Consider the following 19,867-nt stretch of genomic DNA (forward strand, 5'->3'; position numbering starts at 1 on the left):
ACCCTTCACAGTTAAATAGTACGCATAGAATTTTGAATTGAATGTACAGGACTAGATTTATTCCTGAAGGTTTACCCTGGTTCTACCAAGCTTTCTAGAACAGAGTTGCTGTTCCTTTGATCTTAATCGATTCGTCGCTTCTTACACAAATCAATGATGTGTTAAATGTTGAATATTAACATGTGTACAAAGTGAAATTTTTATTTCAGGGCAGGCCTTGTTGCGCACGTTCTTCCAGTGTAACCGCTTATGCGATTGGAACCAGTTTATGCTACAAAATATTTATGCAGGTTATCAACTTGGCAGGGATTATCATCGAAGGTCGGCATTTCTTCGCTCACGAAATGCTCTATTTGTAGATACTGAAATAGATTTAAATATCGTTGACTTGCCTCGTGAAATGAGCTTGAATTCATCTCGATCGCCATCAAAAATCAAGGTGTCAGATATTCGCACTATATCCTGTTTTTCTGTTGATAGTCTACCGAGGTTGTTGAGAATGGGAATCATTACTCTCGCTTTTCGATCATAGATCCTACAAAAATACACGGTTGAAGTGTCTGGAGGGTATTGACTTATGTCAGAACTGATAAGATCTAGATCAACAATTGCATATTGATTCCCTCTTTCGTTACGCTTTTCTTCATATGAAGTGATGATTCCCTTGAACGAATGATTGAAACTTTGACGATACCATTTATTAAATATTCTATCGTCCTCGAGTTCTTGCGGCGCCACAATTAGAAAATTATAACCGATAATTGTCAATGATACTAGAAAAAAGCATACGAATATTCCTACCTTGATTTTTTGGTTTTTCATTTGTAAGTCAAGTATTTACATTTCATAATTACTTAAAACTTTGTGATTCCGCAAAACACCAATTTCAATTAGAGAATCCCGCTTGGTGTTTTTTAAACTGAGATCAGATTCGAGTTAGTGTACAATGGCACATCGGCGGTATCAAATGGAGCAACGACGGCGGCGGCGCCAAAGAGAAAGGGTATAAATTCTCTTATGATGCGATGAATCGGTTGACAAGCGTCGATGTTATTTGCCTCCAAATTTGATCTACCTTACGATCCGTTTAATTCGAAAGGTAAATGGGAATTTGATTTACCAGATACGGATCAAAACTTTAATGAGGGATCATCTCGCTATATTGCTACAGGTTCAGGCGGGGGCGTGGAGCAGAGGACCCTGAAAAAAAGAAAAAAGACACTTCTAAGAAAGAAGGGACGTCAGGTAGTGGAAGTGCGACATCGTTTTCATTTGGATTCGCTTTAGTTTTTGGTATGTCCGGAGAATGGGGAGTGGTAGTGGTTACAGACGCGTCGGGCAATTCAAAAAGCTATTGGACGGTATCGGCAAACTTCGGATTTGGTCTCGATATTGGATTAAATAAAAAAGAGATAAAGATTTTAAGGTGGCCGATTACCAAGGGCGAGGGAAAAACCTAACAGTCGGCGTCGGATTTACAAGTGAAGCAAGAGGAGGTAATACTGGCAGCAATCCAAGTATGGACCCGACAGACTTTGGTGATGCATACAAAGAAAGAACTAACTCCTACTCGCCATTCGCCGCCATTCCTGCGCCTACTGACGTCGGGGTGATTTATCAAATTAGTAGGACCAATTTCTACAAATGACAAAGAATTCAATGCTCTACTTCATGATCTTGGTTATACTTGGCATGATCGTTATGTTATTGTCAGTAAAACCGAGCAACAGTCTTTGCAAGAAGCACGAGGATCTTTTCCATTCCGAAATTAAGTCAGGTATGGTAATAGAAAAATTTATCGACACGTTAAACCATGCGACTGAGACTGTTGTCTTTGTGGATGGGAATAAGAAATACATATTGCTGTTGATTCCAGATTCGAACAATAAGGATTTTGAAAAGATCAGGGTCCGCGACAAAATCACAAAAGTCCCGAACTCGTTCCAATTTACATTGAACGATAGTTATAAGTTTACATTCGATATTCAATGCGATTTTTAATTACGAAAGGAAAACTGTCTGTGTTAAGTGCTGATTACTTAACCGTGGTGTTAAATCATTAGTTTAGCAGGAGTGAGTAAGGACGAATGATGAATCAGGGCAGCGAATCGAATCATCACATGAATTGACAAAACTTTGTCTACCTTTGCACCATGCGTTGGCTTTTAATCCCCATGGTATTCGTCGTGCTGAGTGCATCTGCTCAGGTGCCTGATTCATTGCGGAATTCAACGCCATCACTGGATTCGCTCGTCAATCCGAAATCTCAGCAACTCGATTCCATCCAGCAATCTTTCTATGGTCAAGCTGATCATTTAAAAGCGAGCTACAAAACGAAGATGGACTCGCTCGACGCATCGCGTACAAAAATTACAAGCAAGCTGGATAGCTTACGGTCACTTAATGTGAACACCGACAAAGTCACGCATGAACTCGATAGTATCGATACAAAGCGCAAAGCAACAATAGCGGCACTCGATAAAAAAATGACAGCACTCAAAGAGAAGGCCTCGAAAGGTGTTGCCGATCTCGGATTGCCAAATGAATTGCAGTCTAAGGGGGTAATTGTTACACAAAAGATGGAGGACTTTCAACTGCCCGTAAAGGATTTAAATATTCCTGAATTGTCGTTGTCAGATAATCCACTAAAAAATCTTGATGGATTCAACACAACAGCGTCGTCGCCGGTGGGAGAGATTGGAAACGTTCCTGATTTAAATGGTTTGGGTAAGGTAGGTGAATTAGGTGGTGAGCTCGGTAAAGTAGAAGAGCTCGGAAAGCTAACGGAAGGGCTAGGCGATATTAAAGAACTTACGGGGGCAGTGGGTGATGTTAACAATTTGCCAGGTACGCTTGAAGGCAAAGCGGCAGAGGCTGCAGGATTGCCAGCCACACCCGATGCGAAGTCTTTGATGGGTGATATGGGTGATGTACCGCAGATGCCAGCAAATGGAACAGAAGCGAAAGAGATGGCGACGCAGCAGGTTCAGCAAGCAGTGAATCACTTCGCAGGCAAAGAGCAAGTGCTACAAGAAGCGATGGACAAAATGGCGAAGTTGAAAAAGAAATATTCGAGCTTGAATAGCTTGAGTGATATTCCGAAGCGACGTCCGAACGAAATGCGCGGCAAGGCGCTGATCGAACGAATCATTCCTTCACTTACACTACAAGTGCATGGGAGAGGAGAGTATGTTCTCGTGGACTTCAACGCCGCCGCGGGTTATCGCTTCAATGGTAAACTCACTGCGGGACTTGGCTGGAATCATCGCGTTGCTTACAGTAAAAAACGCGACGGATTTTCTGCATTGCCGCGCGTATATGGTATCCGTAGTTTCGCGGCGTATAAAATTGGCAAAGGATTTTCTCCGCGTGTAGAATTCGAAATGATGAATGCGCCCGTACCGCCAATAATACAAAGAACGAGCGGTGATTATTCTGATCGCCAATGGGTGGCGGGTGCGTTTGTTGGTATTAAGAAAGACTACCGTTTCTTCGGCAAAGTTCGCGGTACATCGATGGTTATGTTTCGTCTCTTCAATCCCGATCGAAAAAGTCCATATGCAGATGTGTTGAATATCCGCACTGGATTTGAGTTTCCGATGAAGAAGAAAGTGCGTGCGGCGAGAGGAAACAATTCATAAAGTTGTTGACTTGGCGTTTATGGCGTGACAATTCCTGTCACGATTTGTCTGGTTTTCCTGACAACAATTAGAAAACGACGTGATCCATTTTGTAATTTAAAATGTCTTTATGACATTTGCGAACCTTAGTTCTCCGGTTCCCCAGTTAGCAGGCATTTAGAATTTGTCGCAGAATTGGCATCCCAGATTGTTTAGACATTAGTCGTACTTCAAGTGCAACAGCATCTTGCGAGTTTGTCGTGAGCTAACCGATCGCGTGAGACTGAGGATAAACATCACGCGGTATGACATTGAATAGTCGTCTTCAGAATTTTACTCTTGCAGCTGCAGGAAGACAGTTTTTTTTTATTGCTTTTGCACTCGCAATAGTTGAATCTACTTTAGCTCAAACAAACATAATATCACAGTATCAACAGAACGTAACGGTAAAGTCGCCAGAGACTGCAGCCTTTGCTAAGTATGTGGAAATACCTGTCAGCCTTTTTAATGGCATTCCAGATATTAGCATACCATTGTATGAGATTGTCGATGGCGACATTAGGCTTCCTATAAGTTTAAAATATCACGCCGCTGGAATCCGTGTTAATGAAGAATCATCTAATGTAGGACTCGGTTGGTCTCTCGATGCGGGTGGAAATATCAGCGTGGAGGTAAGAAACAGGTATGATTTCGAAATGGCTGCGTTTGCTTCTACGTATCCACTACCAAGCCAACATTATTCGATCCCGTTTGACGCTGCGCGATACACCGTTGAGCAACCGCTTAATTGTTCGTATTATCTAGAAGACACTACGAGTGTTAACTATGGAACAACCGTGATGGATCTGGATGGCGAGCCGGACATGTACGTTTATAATTTCCCTGGCTATAGCGGTAAATTTCTGTTCAAAAGATACAGTGAAACTCTTGTGAAAAGTGAGAGTCTCAACGGTGATAATATTTGGTTTAGTCATGATGCCGTGGGCACTATGAAAGCAGTAAGCCCCGACGGATTTCAGTTTTCTTTCGCTGCAGCAGAGGCATCCCCCGTGAAAACTTATCTCGGTGGAACGCAGCTCATGAACACTTCATTCCAACTTACGAATATTAAGAGTGCGCTTAATAGAACTGTCAGTTTACATTATGCTCCTCGTGCGGCGATCGGCGCAGGAACAAGGTCAGTGAGCTTTTCATTTGAAGCACACATAGGATCAAATACGCCGCAAAATTCGAGTACACAGTCAAATCCTGAAAGCTTAGCGCCGCAGCTTGATTCAATTCGATTTAGTGCAGGAACAATTAAGTTTATAAAAAGCGCTCGGCAGGATCTTCTGAATGGTCAGAAGATTGATGAGATTCGGGTTGTTAACAATGCTGGCCAAATCATAAAACGATACATATTCAATTATGACTACTTTCAAGGTGACCTGATGTACGGTGATCGGTATGGTCAATTCGGTGGAACCGTGTTGCCGTCTTACACTTCAAATTTTCGCAAACTGCGTTTGAAACTCGTGTCACTTGATGAGGTCGGATCAGATGGTGCAGTGCTGCGCCATGAATTCGTCTATAATAACACAAGCCTTCCCTATAAAACTTCGCTTGCCACAGACTATTGGGGTAATTTCAATGGGGTAAACAACAACACATTACTTCCAACAGGAGCACAGCTCATGAAGTACTATAGAGTTCATGATTGGTTTATGAATTACATCGGTGCAAACCGTGAAGCTGATACAGTTAAGATGCAAGCTGGTATTCTTACTGAAATCAGATACCCAACGGGGGGATCAATAAAGTTTACTTACGAATCCAATCGCTTTAGAAACTCAATTAATGGGTCTCAAGTTCAAAACAGGGGTGCTACAGATTTTAATCCACTTGCCACATCGCAGGATGTTGTATATAATAATCCTGTCTCTAACGAATTCACAATTCTTGCACAGGTGGTTAAAATAAACTATGCGCTCACCAAAAGTTCTTCAGAGTTAATGAATTGCACCGCAGGCCCGCTGGGTGATTGCATGTGGGCTTCTATTGAAAAAAAGAACGCGAATGGCACATGGTCAATTTTTGAATCATGGCGCTACCAAGGCACAAACGTGATGAGTAACATATTGAACTTATCTCTACCGGCGGGCACATATCGGGTTCAAGCCCATTATCCGGATCAGTTTGTGGGAGACATTCGTAATAATTCGTACGCCACAATTGACGTGCAGTACTTTGTTTCAACTCAGGATAATGCAACCCTAAAAGGTGGTGGCCTTCGTATAAAGCGTATCGAATTTAATGAGCCTGTTACAAATACTTCGTGGAAAAAGAAATACACGTATGGGGAGAGTCTAAACTTGAACATGCCAATCATGACATACGAGGATAAGAACGATCAAAAGTTAGTCATGTGTTTTGAAACACGAACGCCTACGCAAGCCGCACCAGTGCCATGTTTGGTCGAGCGTCCTGGTAAAATTGTTTCTCTTTATTCTGATACTTTCGTGCGGTACTCTAATTCTGCTAATGGATCACCAGTGGGATATCGTTTTGTGACAGAAGAATTCGACGGTGCACAGAGCGGCAAAACGGAATATGTATTCACCCTTCGTGCACCGCGCGATAGCGTTGAAAGGTTGCCTCCTGGAATTCCTACTGAGAATATTTTGGACAATGGGCTCATGAAGTTTCGAAGGGATTTTAAGTTTGAGAATAATATGTACGTTAAAGTAAAAGAGGTTGAAAACGAATACTACTTATTCAATAAAAAGCTTTTTTGGGGTTTTAAAACGGTCATCAAATTTCCTCTTGTGTCTTGTCCACTGGAACAAGCGCATTTTCAAACAAACTGTAAAACGTGCGGAATGGAGATCTTACACTTCTATCCAATACGAGCGGCTAAGGCAGCGTTAAAAACTAGCTTTGAACGTTTTTATGAAAATGGTTTGACCTTCGAGACCCGCAAAGATTTTCAGTACAATAGCATGGGTTATGTGTCCTCCGAATCCATTCAAAATAGCAACAATATTTTTTCAACAAAGGAAATAAAATATCCAAATGATTACGTCGCAACAGGCTGGACATGGCTGAATGATTTAAAGTCCAAGAATATGATGAGTTCGCCACTTGAGACACTTGAAAAAGTAAACGGTAAAGTAATAGGAGGAAGTTTTACAAAGTATAAAACTACTTCCGGCCTGACAACTCCGAATGAGCTTTATGCTATTGAAACAACAGCACCAAAAGTAATTGCTTCGACAACCACAGGTACGGTTCCAGCAGAGTTCAAACTCAAGGGAACTATTGAATTCGATGGGTCAGGAAACATCAAAAGTATCCAACCCACTAGTAACACAATAACAACCTATGTATGGGGATATAGCAACAATTATCAAACAGCGTCGGTTGTTAATGCACTCTCGACGCATATCGCATATACCAGCTTTGAAACAAGTGAAGGGACTGGTGGATGGTCTGGAGTAAGCGCGTCACGCGCCATTGGCGGTGTATCAGGAGAAAGATCTTATACGATAAGTGGCTCGATTACCAAGACGTCACTTCCTGCAGGTAAGATTTATGTCGTTTCTTACTGGTCTAGTGGCGCGGCGGCGAACGTTAATAATGTTGCGGCACAAGTATTAAAGAGCCGGAATGGCTGGACGCTATACCGTCACGTCATGGCGGCGAATGTAACTTCAATTACGATTTCTGGTTCGGTCACTATAGATGAGCTTAGATTGTATCCTCAAGAGGCACAAATGACAACATATGTCTATGAACCTTTGAAAGGATTAAAATCTTCGTGTGATCCGAATGGTGTGTTCACTTACTACGAGTATGACAACTTTAACAGATTACTCACCGTGTCTGACGATCAAAAAAAAATTGTTAAGCACTATCAATATCATTACCGTACACAGCAATGATCAACTACATATTTCTTTTCTGTTTTATCCTCTGTCCTTTTCTCGTTGCAGGACAATCATCATTAGCTGATCAGCATTTGATATGGCATTCCAATCGAAGCAATGAATTGCATTCGAATGTTGAAGTTGCCGCCACTTGCCGGTTTGAGACACATGCAAACAATCCAATTCAGCTTGTTTATTCAAGTGAAACGTTTTCATTCGAAATCGTTTCAGTGGAAGGTACTTGGAATAATATTAACGAAGATGGCTTCCTGACGTACGTTGTTAATTATCAAAATCATCAAGGTCACATTAAGTTCGAACGAATAAATAATGTGATTGCAGTTGTTGTGGATTTTACACAAGCTGCCGCGACAGCCATGCATCAACGATATATCATCAGTGAAACAGAGTAATACCATGCGTGAAAGAATTTTTTTTGTTCTAAGAGTTTCCTTGGTTGCGTGTTTCATGTTGCCAATTCTAGCGGGCCAATCATATGCACAGTTTACTGGAACATCAGGACCCATTGTTGTTGGGTCCACCGGTACTTACAAGTACACTGGTGTTGCGGTGATGCCACGTTGGGAACGAAATGGCGCGAGTACAGTCCTAGCTGAGTGGCAGGATGGATCTACCTACAATATCCAAGTGCAATGGACGACCACGCCACAAAACTCATTTATTGCTTTCTTTGATGGCAGCACGCAGAAGGGGATTGCAAACGTAATTATCTATGACCCAGTGCCAGCTCCACCAGTAGTGTCGTCGGTGAGCAGTCGATGTAATACGGGAACGTTGACATTGAATGCTTCACAAATTTATACCTACCAAGTTGTATTTTGGTATGCAGCGGCATCTGGCGGCAGCCCTCTTAATTCAGGAACCTCCTATACCACACCATCCTTATCTACGACGACGACTTTTTACGCAGCTACGATGGTCCCATACAATGGCGCCTACTCTGCTAGGGTACCAGTAACAGCATTCGTTGGTCCACCGGCGGCGCCGACGGCAAATAATGTTTCGTTTTGTGCTAGTACATCCACGCAGGTTAATGCAACGCCACCTCCGAACGCGACAACAATAAAGTGGTACAGTGCGGCCTCGGGTGGTAGCCTTCTTGCGACGAGCAATACATTTACAACGCCTGTATTGACGGCGAATACAACATATTATGCAGCTAGCTTCAATGCATCTACAAATTGCGAGGGCACGCAACGAACGCCTGTTGCAGTTTCCATTGAAAACGTTCCAATTGCGACCGCGACCGGTAACGCTCGTTTTGGTAGTGGAACGCTCATTTTAACCGGGACTGGCGCGCTTACGGGTGGAACATATAAATGGTATAACAGTGCGGGCACTTTACTAGCCACGGCGCCAACTTATGTAACGCCGGTTTTGAGCGCTACCACCAATTCATACATGCGTGTGAAGGCAGTGAGTGCCGCAGGTTGTGAGAGTCCCTTTTCTTTGATTCACGTCAGTGTGTACGCGAAACCAGTTATTACAGCACCAACATCGTTCATTGTGATGAATAAGTCAGTGACAATGGATGCAGGCGTTGGGTATGACTCGTATCAATGGAAGAATTCGTCCGGCGTAGTAGTCGGAAACGCACGTACACTTTCAACTAACATCAAAGGCAGCTACACGGTTACAGTGACAAAAGGGGGGCTATCGGATACGGCCAATCCCTTTGAACTTAAAGGTCAGCTAGACGGCCAGAATGTAAATTACATAGTCACTAACACAATTCTAAAAGATAGCGTTATTGATGTGGCTTCGATAGAAGGCCTCACCGTTGATCAACGCTCTCAGTCCATCCAGTATTTCGATGGTCTCGGAAGACCATTAGAGACTATAATTGCACAAGGGTCACCGTCTAAGAAAGATGTTATTCAACCGGTAGTGTATGACGCATTCAACCGGCAGCATCGCGAGTATCTTCCCATAACGTATGGACAAGACGGGCGCTTTAAGACAATCACGTATGACGTTTCCGGCAATTATTCTGGCATAGCCGCAAATTTTTACAGTAACAATTCTTCAGGAATGATCGCTCAAGATCAGCGACCATTTTCCGAAACTGTTTTTGAAATATCTCCTTTGAACCGGCCATTGAAAAGTTTTGGATCGGGCAAAGATTGGTTTGACAGAAGCAAAGCTGTTGAAACTGGCTATTTGTACAATGTTGATGGGGCTACTGATGGCAAGGAAAAAATAATTGTGTGGAAAGTTTCTGGAAATATGCCGACTAGGGATACGACGGTTATCTCGGGAAGTGGAAAAGGATATTTTCCTTCATCATCATTAACCGTAAATGTTGTTAAAGATGAGCAAGGCCATGAAAGTAGAGAGTATAAAGACAAGTTGGGCAGGCTATTGCTTAAGAAGATGTATGTGAAGGGTGTCAAAGCAAAATTCAATACAGCAGGAAACTGGACGGAGACTTACTATGTGTATGATGATTTTAATCAGTTGCGTTTTGTACTTCAACCAGAGTTATCGAAAAAACTCTCAGTGAGTGGGAAATTAAATCCGACGGCAACCGACTTGCACGATTTTGCATTCTGTTACCGGTTTGATGCATCACGAAGAATGATCATGAAGAAAGCCCCCGGGTCAGATTCGGTGTTGATGGTTTATGATAAGCGTGATAGGTTGGTGCTTTCTCAAGATGGTATACAGCGTATGTCAAAACAATGGAGTTTTACGAAGTACGATGCGTTGAACCGTCCAATTATTACCGGAATCTATACGCATGCTACGATGGTTAGCCAATTTACCATGGCAGGTCAAATTAGTGCAACAAACTTTTTTGAATCTTACAATGGAACGGCTGCAACGCATGGTTATACGAACGTAGTGTGGCCAACTTCTGGACTAACAGTGTTGACAGTAACATACTATGATAGTTATGGATTTAAGACGTTAATCGGAAGTGCCGCTTACAACTACTCAAACTCGGAAATAGAAGGACAACCCGGAAGCGAAAATAATATCGTTGTTGGGAAAATGACTGGAACAAAAGTAATCGTCTTGGGCACGACGACATACCTATGGTCAACCAACTATTATGATGATAAGTATAGAATTATCCAGGTTGTATCGGGCCACCAAAAAGGAAAAACTGTAACGACTAGTCTCTTTGACTTCAGCGGGCAAGTTATTTCGGCACGAAGGTCTATAACGACTAATAACGTGACGACGTCCATTCGCGAGACTTTCTCCTATGATCACGCGTCAAGATTAAAATTTGCAACACATTCCGTTGACGGTGATACTGCCGTGGTGCTGCTTGCAAATCAATACAATGAAATAGGTCAGCTTGTTGACAAGAAGTTACACTGTGTGAACGGATCTGGGAATGATGCAAAGCAGAGTATAGATTATCGTTATAATATTCGTGGTTGGCTGACCAATATTAATGACGCAGATGTTGGCGCGATAGCATCTGGTGATAATAGTGTTGATTACTTTGGAATGAGGCTTGCATACAATGACACAATAAATGGGCTACCTACGTCGGGAAACTTTAATGGAAATATTTCGGCCGTAAAGTGGAGCAAGGGGAATGGTGGTCCTGTGAAAAAGCATGCTTATGCATATGTCTACGATAGTTTAAATAGATTAATGACTGCAAATCACTACGACTTGCAGAAGGACGAAACTGTTTGGGAATGGAAGAGTAATAACAACGGGTTTGGAGAAGAACTTTCATATGACCTGAATGGAAATATACGCTCACTAGTCCGAAAAGGATTTTCTGGCACTAGCATGGATCAATTGGCCTATGGATATTCAGGGAATCAGCTTATGTACGTTAACGATGCAGCTGACGCGACTAAGGGATTTGTAAATGGAAATACTGGTGCGAACGATTACAGCTATGATGTAAATGGCAACTTGACTAGCGACAGGAATAAGGGCCTTACGGATGTGGCAGCAATTAAATACAACCATTTGAATTTGCCGGTTGAGGTAATTAAGGGTACTGAAAAAGTGAGGTATACGTACGATGCTACTGGCCGAAAATTGGCGCAGGAAGTATTCAACGGTAATAATGTCTTAGTAAAACGGACTGACTACATAGGAGAAATGATTTATGAGAACGATGTATTGCAGTTTATCCTTCATCCAGAAGGACGCGTTCTACCAAAGGGGTCAGACTGGGAATACCAATATTTTTTAAAGGATCACCTTGGCAACGTACGCATCGCGTTTACCGCGAGGCCCAAACAAGCGACCACTGCTTTTGCAAATTTTGAAACTGCTACAAATCCGGAATTTGAGAATTACACTCGGCATGATTTTGATTTGGTCGAGCATACTGACGCAGCCAACGTTTCGACTCACACGCAGAAACTCAATGGGTATGGGAACGGCAGAGTCGGGGTCGCACGATCGTACACGGTGATGCCTGGAGACGAAATTTCTGTGAAAGCTTGGGCGAAGTACATGAATCTTAGTACGTCAGCAAGCCCAGCGGGATTAATAAATTCGTTGTCAAGTGCGTTTGGTGTTTCATCTTCTTCAACGGGAGACGAACGTATTCTATATGACGCATTGGAGAGTTACAGTCTAAGCGTAGTTGGCGGGGATCACGAAGACGACGATGACACAGCACCTAAGGTATTTGCTACGATTTTGTTTTTCGATAAAGATTATAACTTTCTTGACGCCGCATTTGATCAGATTTCGACGGTTGGTGCGCAAACAAGCTCGACTGTGAAGGGACCGCATGATCTAATTGAGATTTCGGCAAAGGCGCCTGAGGCTGGATATGCATATGTGTTTTTAAGTAATGAGCATTACAATCACGTAGACGTGTACTTTGACGATGTTACATTCGCAATTAAACCATCGGCTATTGAGAGTGTAAATGACTATTATCCATTCGGGTTGACTTACAACTCTTATTCTAGAGAGAGCAGCACCAAACAAAACTTTCTGTACAACGGAAAAGAGAAACAAGATGAACTTGATCTTGGATGGTATGATTACGGTGCTAGGATGTACATGAGCGATATTGGAAGGTGGGGTGTGGTAGACGCACTTTCTGAAATATCTAGAAGACATAGTCCATATGCCTATGTGTTTAATAACCCAATGCGATTCATCGATCCGGATGGTAATGCAGCTATGGATCCGGGAGACAAGTTTAAAACGGAAAAAGATGCGGCAACGGACTTTGCCATGCTGTATAATGATAATTCTATAGCTGATAATAAGGAATATGCCACTAAAATTTATAAAGTGACCGACAAGGAGAGCGGTGAAACACATTATACATACAATGTGCCTAACAAAGGATTTGAGGATTTTACGACCTACTATCCAAACGTTATGCAAGACGGTGAAGTTGTGGCACGTGCTCATACTCACGGTGCTGATCCTCCCGTGGCAGCTGTCGATGAATTTTCTGATACCGATATAGAAAATGCGAAAGACTTAGGATTGAATTCTTATGTCGCTACTCCAAACGGAAGTCTTTTACAATATGATGTGAGTTCTGATAAGATTTCCACTGTTTCGGAAAGCATTCCGAGCGATGAAAATCATCACGCAAAAAATGGACGGAAAAATAATATCAACAGCAAAGACTTGCCAAAAGATGAACCGGTGCGTGGAGTTGGAAGCTACATTCTGGACAACATAATTTTGCCATTAATGAAAGGCGCGTCAGCCATAAAGAACTAGATTATGAAAAATAAAGTATCATTTGTTATTTTGATTTGTTTTTGTGCTATTGTGGCTTGTCAAAAGGATCCAAGGTATTTAGGTAAGGAGCGTGCTCAGAAGAGGCTTGAGAAAATTTTATCAGATACGTCATATGTGTTAATTCGGGGAGACACGCTCATTAAAAATGAAAAATCTGCCATTACGATTGCCGAGGCAGCGCTATTTGAGTTTTATGGTGAGGACAAAATACGGAGTGAACAACCTTATGAAGCTTATTTGATCAACGGGTATTGGGTAATTAATGGCACCTTGCCCAAAGGTGCAGATGGCGGCACTTTTGAAGTTGTCATAAATGCGATGGACGGTAGATTTGTTCAGCTTGGTCATAGCAGGTAGAGAGATGCGTTCGTGCGTTTGAATGATTATTATCCATTTGGCTTGCCGTTTAATCAATATACGAGGGAAAACACTAAAGCGCAGGATCTACAGTACAATGGTAAAGAATTGCAAAATGAGATTAGTTTAAACTGGTTTGATTATGGCTCTCGCATGTATGACCCCGCGAGTTGTAGATGGATGGTGGTAGATCCGTTGGCTGATCAGATGAGAAGACATAGCGTATATAATTATGCTTACTGTAACGCGGTAAGGTTCGTAGACCCCGACGGTAGAAAGCCATTTGGCGACTATTATTCCAGCGAAGGCGATAAAGTTTTTTCTGATGGAAAAAAAGATGGCAAAATTCATGTTGTAAATACGAGTACTAAGACTCTCAGCAAGATGTATAAGGGTAATAAAAAAGATGCTACTAAGACTGTAAATGATCTGAAGCAAGGGCAGGCCAAAGTTATTACCCTACCTACTTTCGAAAACAGACAAAAAATGTACAGTTCAATTGGGAGAATGCGAGCGCCCAGTTCTACGGACCCGGTAGGTGCTTTGCATGAAGAAGGCGGTGTGGTGGGTGAGGACAGCGACGGAAATGAAGTCGTTGCCAATGCGAAGCCGGGCAAACCAATGAGTTATAAAAATGGAAAGGTTAATGAAGCGACTTTAGGCCCATATAACTCCGCGGAACCGGACATTAGTGCAAAAATAAAAACAACAATAACAACATTCCATGTGCATCCAACTGGGGAAATAAACACCAGCCGAGGTACTCTTTTTTCCTACCCTACAGTGTCAGAAGGCGACAAAACTGCAGCAAAACTTCATCCCGATGTAAAAGGGCCACATATTTTATTTGATCCTGCAAACAACCTTGTGAGATTTTTTGACAAAACCGGTGAGGTAGCAACCTTTCCATTAAACACTTTTCAATCTGCAACAGCACCATGACCAAAATCTATTATAGATTCTTCCCTGAGATTACAGTATTAACTGTTATGTGTTTCCTATGTTCCACTATTGCTTGCAGTCAGACATGTTTAAACATTTCTGTAAAAGTTGAAGAGATCCCAATTAGAAATGAAGACCTAGTAATCAAGTTAATTTCAGAGAATGAGATTTTCTTAGCCAAAATCGATGATCAGAAGTTCTGTTTTTCGCTTGTAGACACGACAAACATGCCTTTTGAATTGATCATTGAAAATTCTGAAGGGGTCCTTCTTAGCGATATCCTATATCCAAAATTGCTCAAATTGTTTTACGAGGGAACATCGTGGACCCTTAAGGTCGATCGACGCCCGATTAAAAAGAGTCAATATCCTCGGGTTAAGCGTTGGTATGGAATAGACGTGGTTACGACTTTGACCATTAAATCGAATGATAGCGATGACCTCGCAATAATTTATCGCAGAAATAGTAAAGGTGAATATATTCGGTAATCCGCGCTAAGAAGCACGTTAATTTTGGCTGGTGAAAGGTTAGGATGTGTTAGACATTATGGTGTTTCGGAATTCGATATATTGATGTCAATCAGTACGGTCTCATGCTACGACTACAAGCAATCGCGAACCAAATTTAATTTTTTGACAGAGCGTTTACGCCGAGGCCTACCCTTTGTAATTTTATCGTTATTGTTTTCGCAATAAGCTGTAAGGGTAAAATGTCAGATCCATATTTCTACCAGCGATTTTTTTATATCTTCGGATTGTCTTTTGAATACGAATTGATCGGTGTAAAATTCGGTGTAGCTGATTTTGACTGAATAGAACAACGTTGACTACCAACAACTTAAGTTGAACGTTCGAATCCCTGTCTCTCCGCGATTATACTATCATTAAAGCAAAAAGGCCATTTTTCGTATGAAAATGGTCTTTTTTTGTTTCCTCGAACAATTCGTGCCAATTCGTCGACAATGTGGGCTCGCTCGCCATGCGGCGCCATGTCATGGGTGCACCCCTAATTTAAATTCATTGCATTCGATTGAAAATTCGTATAATAGTATATTAAACACTTATTCGATTTATACACGAATAAACGTGTGCGTACTGAAGGAGCTAAAATGAATGCAGATGCAGATGATGAAAATGATCACGTTAGGCTATAAACATGTGAAGACTTCATCCAATTGGGCTCTTCGTTTATTAATTTTTTTTGGATGCATTTTCTCGATGGCGTACCCTTCATTCGCGCAAGAGCAATCGCCAACCTTTCATGCCGTAGCCCCCGATGTATTATCGAATTCATTTGTTCGCTGCTTTTACAAAGACAGTCGTGGATTTATGTGGATAGCAACGGAAGATGCGCTGATTAGATATGATGGAAATTATACCTATCGCTACACGCATGACGTTAGCGACAAGAATTCAATTCCACACAATACAATCAACTGCATGGCTGAAGACGATGAGAAACAGTTGTGGATTGGCACGGCACAAGGTCTCAGTATTTATAACCGAGAGCTGGATAACTTTATTACCGTAGATTCCATCAAAGGAAATAGAAATTATCTTAACAACAGATACATAACCGACCTTGAATTTGATGCTAAGGGCATGTTGTGGATAGGTACACACGAAGGTGGCATCAACGTGTACGATCCTGTAAAGAAAGCGTTCACTTATCTTGTCGATCAGCCTCGCAGTGGAAGGTTACCGTCATCCAATTTTGTCAACAGTTTGGTTAATATGGATGATAAAATGTGGTGCTCCACAAAGGGTGGCCTGTTGTTATATGACACGCACTCTTTCAAACGTCTTCCGCTTGGGTCTCTGGAGCAATTTTCGAACGCGCAGATCAGCGCCATTGTACCAGAAAAAAAAGGAAGTCTTCTGGTTAGCACCGTGGGCGGTGAGATTATGCGCGTGACGCCAGGAAACGGCGACTATGACGTGGATAAAGTATTGTCAGGAACTATGCTGGGCGAAAGCGCAAATAAGATTCTCAGTCTCTGTGTTGATGCAAATGGAAATATTCTTGCTGGTGGTGAAAACTCTGGCTTTAACATAATCTCGCACGATGGTACTCGCGTGCGGCGATTACTTGCTGAGGAAGATAATCTAAAGCGTCTACCGTCTAACTACATTCAGTCCATTTATGTAGACAACTCAGGTACTATTTGGATTGGCACATTCAACAACGGCGCATTTTTGTTGGAAAACAACGCCAAGAAATTTAACACGTCATCAATCAATAATTTTCCGCGATTGGCAAATGAGGTTAGAAGTTTTGCTGAAGATGATCAGGGCAATCTTTGGTTAGCGTTGAATGGTATTGGTATTGCGCAGATGAATCCCGTTCAGCAGCGTGTTCAATTGATGGATAAAATCAATCGCAAGATCAGTAACAAGAATATTACTTCGATCATTTGTGATCGATTCGGTGCATTGTGGTTAGGCACTGCTGGGAAAGGAATTTTCAAAGTAAATCTAAAAACGTTTGAAGTCACCAACTACTCTTTGACGTCAGAGGGCTTTGGAAACGATCAGGTATTTTGTGTGTATGAAAATAGGAAAGGCGTGGTGTGGGCTGGAACATGGGGCAGTGGACTGTTTTACTTTGATTCGCAGCGGCATCAATTTGTAAGTGCGACAGAATACAAGAAGGTCAATCATATCCCAAACACGGCGTATGTATCAGATATGATGGAAGATTCAAAAGGTACATTCTGGGTAGGAACGTTGTATGGGTTGTACGAATTAACACCGGACGTAACCAACTCGTTTTCGTATCGCCTACATCTGCCAGATGCGACAGATACAACTATTATTGGAGCACAAATTCAGGTTGTTGTCGAGGATAAAAACAAAGACTTGTGGGTTGGTACCACCGAAGCGCTGAATGTACGGAGGCATGGTACGAGTGACTTTATTCGATATCCACTGCAAAGGAATGGATTGGCAAACACAGTCAGGTCCATTCTTCCAGACAATCACGGGAACGTGTGGCTCGGTGCTAGTAACGGGTTGTTGAAATTTGATGCGAAGACGAAAACCTTTATTAACTACACGCGTGAAGACGGGCTGAAGTCAACCAATTTTAACAGGAAGGCGTGTCTTGCAACGCGGGCTGGTAATTTTCTTTTTGGTGGAAACCGCGGTATAGACAGTTTTTTTCCAGACAGCATTCGTACAACACCGACACAAGCAGCATTGATGTTGTGTGACCTGAAAATCAATAATCGGTCGATTAAACCTGGCGATATTGATTCACCATTAAAGAAGCACATTAGCTTAACATCGGATGTCACACTTGCTTACGACCAGCGATCATTTGTCATCGATTTCGTTGCACTTGATCTCGCGCTGTCGCCGGACTACAACTATTGTTACATGCTAAAAGGTTTTGACAAAGACTGGAATTGTATTGGATCCAACCACAGTGCAATATACACAAACATCGATCCCGGTACATATGAGTTCATGGTCAAGGCTTCAAATAAAGATGGTGTGTGGCTGTCTGAATCTTTGCGATTAGAGATCACTATACGTCCCGTGTTTTGGAAAACGTGGTGGGCATTTTCGGTTTATCTTATTGTTCTCACACTATTTGTATACTTCGTGGCGCGCGTTCGTATCGAAAGATTGAAATTGAAAAACGAAATAAAATTTGAAAAGTTAAAGCGCGAGCAAGAACACGCATTGAGTGAATCAAAGACTCAATTTTTTACAAACGTGGCGCATGAATTTCGAACACCGTTAAGTTTGATATTAATTCCATTGGAAAGCCTGATGGGTACCAACGACGTGCCTGGAGTATTACGTGATCGTATTTATACGGCTTTTAAAAATGCATCTCGCATGCGAAGACTTGTTAATGAGTTACTCGATTTTAACAAGTTGGAGGTAGGAAACATAAAGCTTAATGTTCAACACGGCGACGTGGTAAAATTCATTGTTGAAACGTCAGCCGCTTTTAACGAAATGGCGGCCAAGAGAGGAATCAGCTTTTCTTTATCCGCTGATTCGAACGAGGTGCGTGGATGGTTTGATCGGGATAAATTAGAGCGCGTAATATTTAATGTCCTGTCGAATGCATTTAAATTTACTGCCGACGGCGGAGCGATCAAATTAACAATTCAGGTTAAGCATGCTGTTATTCCAAATGGTATGCTTTGTCAATGTATCGAATTGGTTATTGAAGACAACGGCATTGGTATTTTGCAAGAAGAACTGCCACATATATTTGAGAAGTTCTATCAGGCTAAATCGTCGTTCAAAGCAGCAGATCCAGGAACGGGTATTGGCTTGTCATTGGCTAAGGCATTGGTTGAACTTCATCACGGAACGATCAGCGCGGAGAGCGTACCGGATAAGGCTACGGTATTTAAAATTCTTCTTCCCATCGATGGTAAATTATATCAAGTGAGCGATGACACGCTTGCCCCCGCGGATGTTCAACGCGAGGCGTATCACTTTGATTTCGTCAATGCGCCCAGTAGTATTTCTGAAATCGCTCATGATGAATCGACAAAGCCTCGGGTTTTGATCGTGGAAGATAATCTTGAATTAAGAGCATATCTCGCAGCTGAGCTTCGTGTAGCGTTCGCCGTACTCGAAGCTAATAATGGCGAGGAGGGTCTAGCAATCACATTGGCAGAAAGTCCAGATCTCATCGTCAGTGATGTTATGATGCCTGTGCGAAATGGAATTGAATTTTGTCAAGCAGTGAAATCGGACCTGAGCACCTGTCATATACCTTTTGTATTGTTGAGTGCAAAAGCAACAATAGAAGACCAAATCGCAGGCATAAATACGGGAGCAGATTTATACATACCGAAGCCATTTAATATTCGTCACCTGATGGCACACGTTTCACAAATGGTCTCGTCGCGTCAGCGATTGTATGCGCGCTTCAGTCAAGATGTGTATCTGATGCCGGGCAAGGTAGCGACGAATGCCTTGGATCAAGAGTTTTTGCAGAAAGCAATTGATTATATTATCAGCAACCTTCAAGATTCACAGCTAAGCGTTGATTCAATCGCTTCTCTATTTAATTTAAGTAGGATGCACGTGTATCGCAAAATAAAAGCATTGACAGGAAAGTCGGTTGTCGAATTTATCCGGATGGTTCGCATGAAACAGGCTATCAAATTGATGGATTCACATAAGTTGACGTTGTCTGAAATTGCTTTTGAGGTCGGATTCAACTCCGCATCTTATTTTTCTCGAACTTTCAAGGAAGAGTACGGAAGGACGCCGTCCGAATACCTTCAAGAAAAATAGCCATCCCATAACTTAACTCGTCGCAAGGTTGCAACGATGCCTTGCCTTATTG

At 42.1% G+C, this 19,867-nt stretch carries 9 protein-coding genes and 3 pseudogenes; 11 read left to right on the forward strand and 1 reads right to left on the reverse strand.

Annotation, left to right across the window (positions count from 1 at the left end):
• Positions 1–312: 312 nt before the first annotated feature.
• Positions 313–822: an immunoglobulin domain-containing family protein gene (locus tag DQQ10_RS21500; RefSeq protein WP_112748992.1), complete on the reverse strand. Its 510-nt coding sequence runs from the start codon at positions 820–822 to the stop codon at positions 313–315.
• A 604-nt stretch (positions 823–1,426) separates the two neighbouring features.
• On the opposite strand from DQQ10_RS21500, the gene DQQ10_RS27780 reads away from it, so the two are divergent.
• From DQQ10_RS27780 to DQQ10_RS28460, 11 genes and pseudogenes are all read left to right on the forward strand, one after another.
• The gene (locus DQQ10_RS27780) at positions 1,427–1,648 is read left to right on the forward strand and encodes a hypothetical protein (RefSeq protein WP_133259716.1); all 222 of its coding nucleotides are present in this window, start codon (positions 1,427–1,429) and stop codon (positions 1,646–1,648) included.
• Positions 1,645–2,001: a hypothetical protein gene (locus DQQ10_RS21510; RefSeq protein WP_133259717.1), complete on the forward strand. Its 357-nt coding sequence runs from the start codon at positions 1,645–1,647 to the stop codon at positions 1,999–2,001. The genes DQQ10_RS27780 and DQQ10_RS21510 overlap by 4 nt, the downstream gene beginning before the upstream one ends.
• A 152-nt stretch (positions 2,002–2,153) precedes the next feature.
• Positions 2,154–3,641: a hypothetical protein gene (locus DQQ10_RS21515; protein WP_133259718.1), complete on the forward strand. Its 1,488-nt coding sequence runs from the start codon at positions 2,154–2,156 to the stop codon at positions 3,639–3,641.
• Positions 3,642–3,925: 284 nt separating this feature from the next.
• A complete protein-coding gene (locus tag DQQ10_RS21520; RefSeq protein WP_112748996.1) occupies positions 3,926–7,540 on the forward strand; it encodes a hypothetical protein in 3,615 nt (1,204 codons plus the stop codon).
• Entirely contained in the window at positions 7,537–7,938 is a 402-nt protein-coding gene (locus DQQ10_RS21525; protein ID WP_112748997.1) for a hypothetical protein, read from the forward strand. The genes DQQ10_RS21520 and DQQ10_RS21525 overlap by 4 nt, the downstream gene beginning before the upstream one ends.
• A 4-nt stretch (positions 7,939–7,942) precedes the next feature.
• On the forward strand, positions 7,943–13,225 hold the full coding sequence (locus DQQ10_RS28015) for an Ig-like domain-containing protein (RefSeq protein ID WP_165824046.1): 5,283 nt from the start codon (positions 7,943–7,945) through the stop codon (positions 13,223–13,225).
• A gap of 3 nt (positions 13,226–13,228) precedes the next feature.
• Entirely contained in the window at positions 13,229–13,603 is a 375-nt protein-coding gene (locus DQQ10_RS21535; RefSeq protein WP_112748998.1) for an NTF2 fold immunity protein, read from the forward strand.
• Positions 13,604–13,615: 12 nt separating this feature from the next.
• The gene (locus tag DQQ10_RS21540) at positions 13,616–14,545 is read left to right on the forward strand and encodes an RHS repeat domain-containing protein (RefSeq protein WP_112748999.1); all 930 of its coding nucleotides are present in this window, start codon (positions 13,616–13,618) and stop codon (positions 14,543–14,545) included.
• Positions 14,546–15,762: 1,217 nt separating this feature from the next.
• Positions 15,763–18,423 (forward strand): annotated as a pseudogene (locus DQQ10_RS28450) (two-component regulator propeller domain-containing protein); the annotation flags it as partial.
• A 168-nt stretch (positions 18,424–18,591) separates the two neighbouring features.
• Positions 18,592–18,933, forward strand: a pseudogene (locus tag DQQ10_RS28455) (sensor histidine kinase); the annotation flags it as partial.
• A gap of 150 nt (positions 18,934–19,083) precedes the next feature.
• Positions 19,084–19,815: pseudogene (locus DQQ10_RS28460) on the forward strand (response regulator transcription factor); the annotation flags it as partial.
• Positions 19,816–19,867: the final 52 nt, after the last annotated feature.

It is taken from the genome of Pseudochryseolinea flava, assembly GCF_003286915.1.
GTDB classification, from domain to species: domain Bacteria; phylum Bacteroidota; class Bacteroidia; order Cytophagales; family Cyclobacteriaceae; genus Ohtaekwangia; species Ohtaekwangia flava.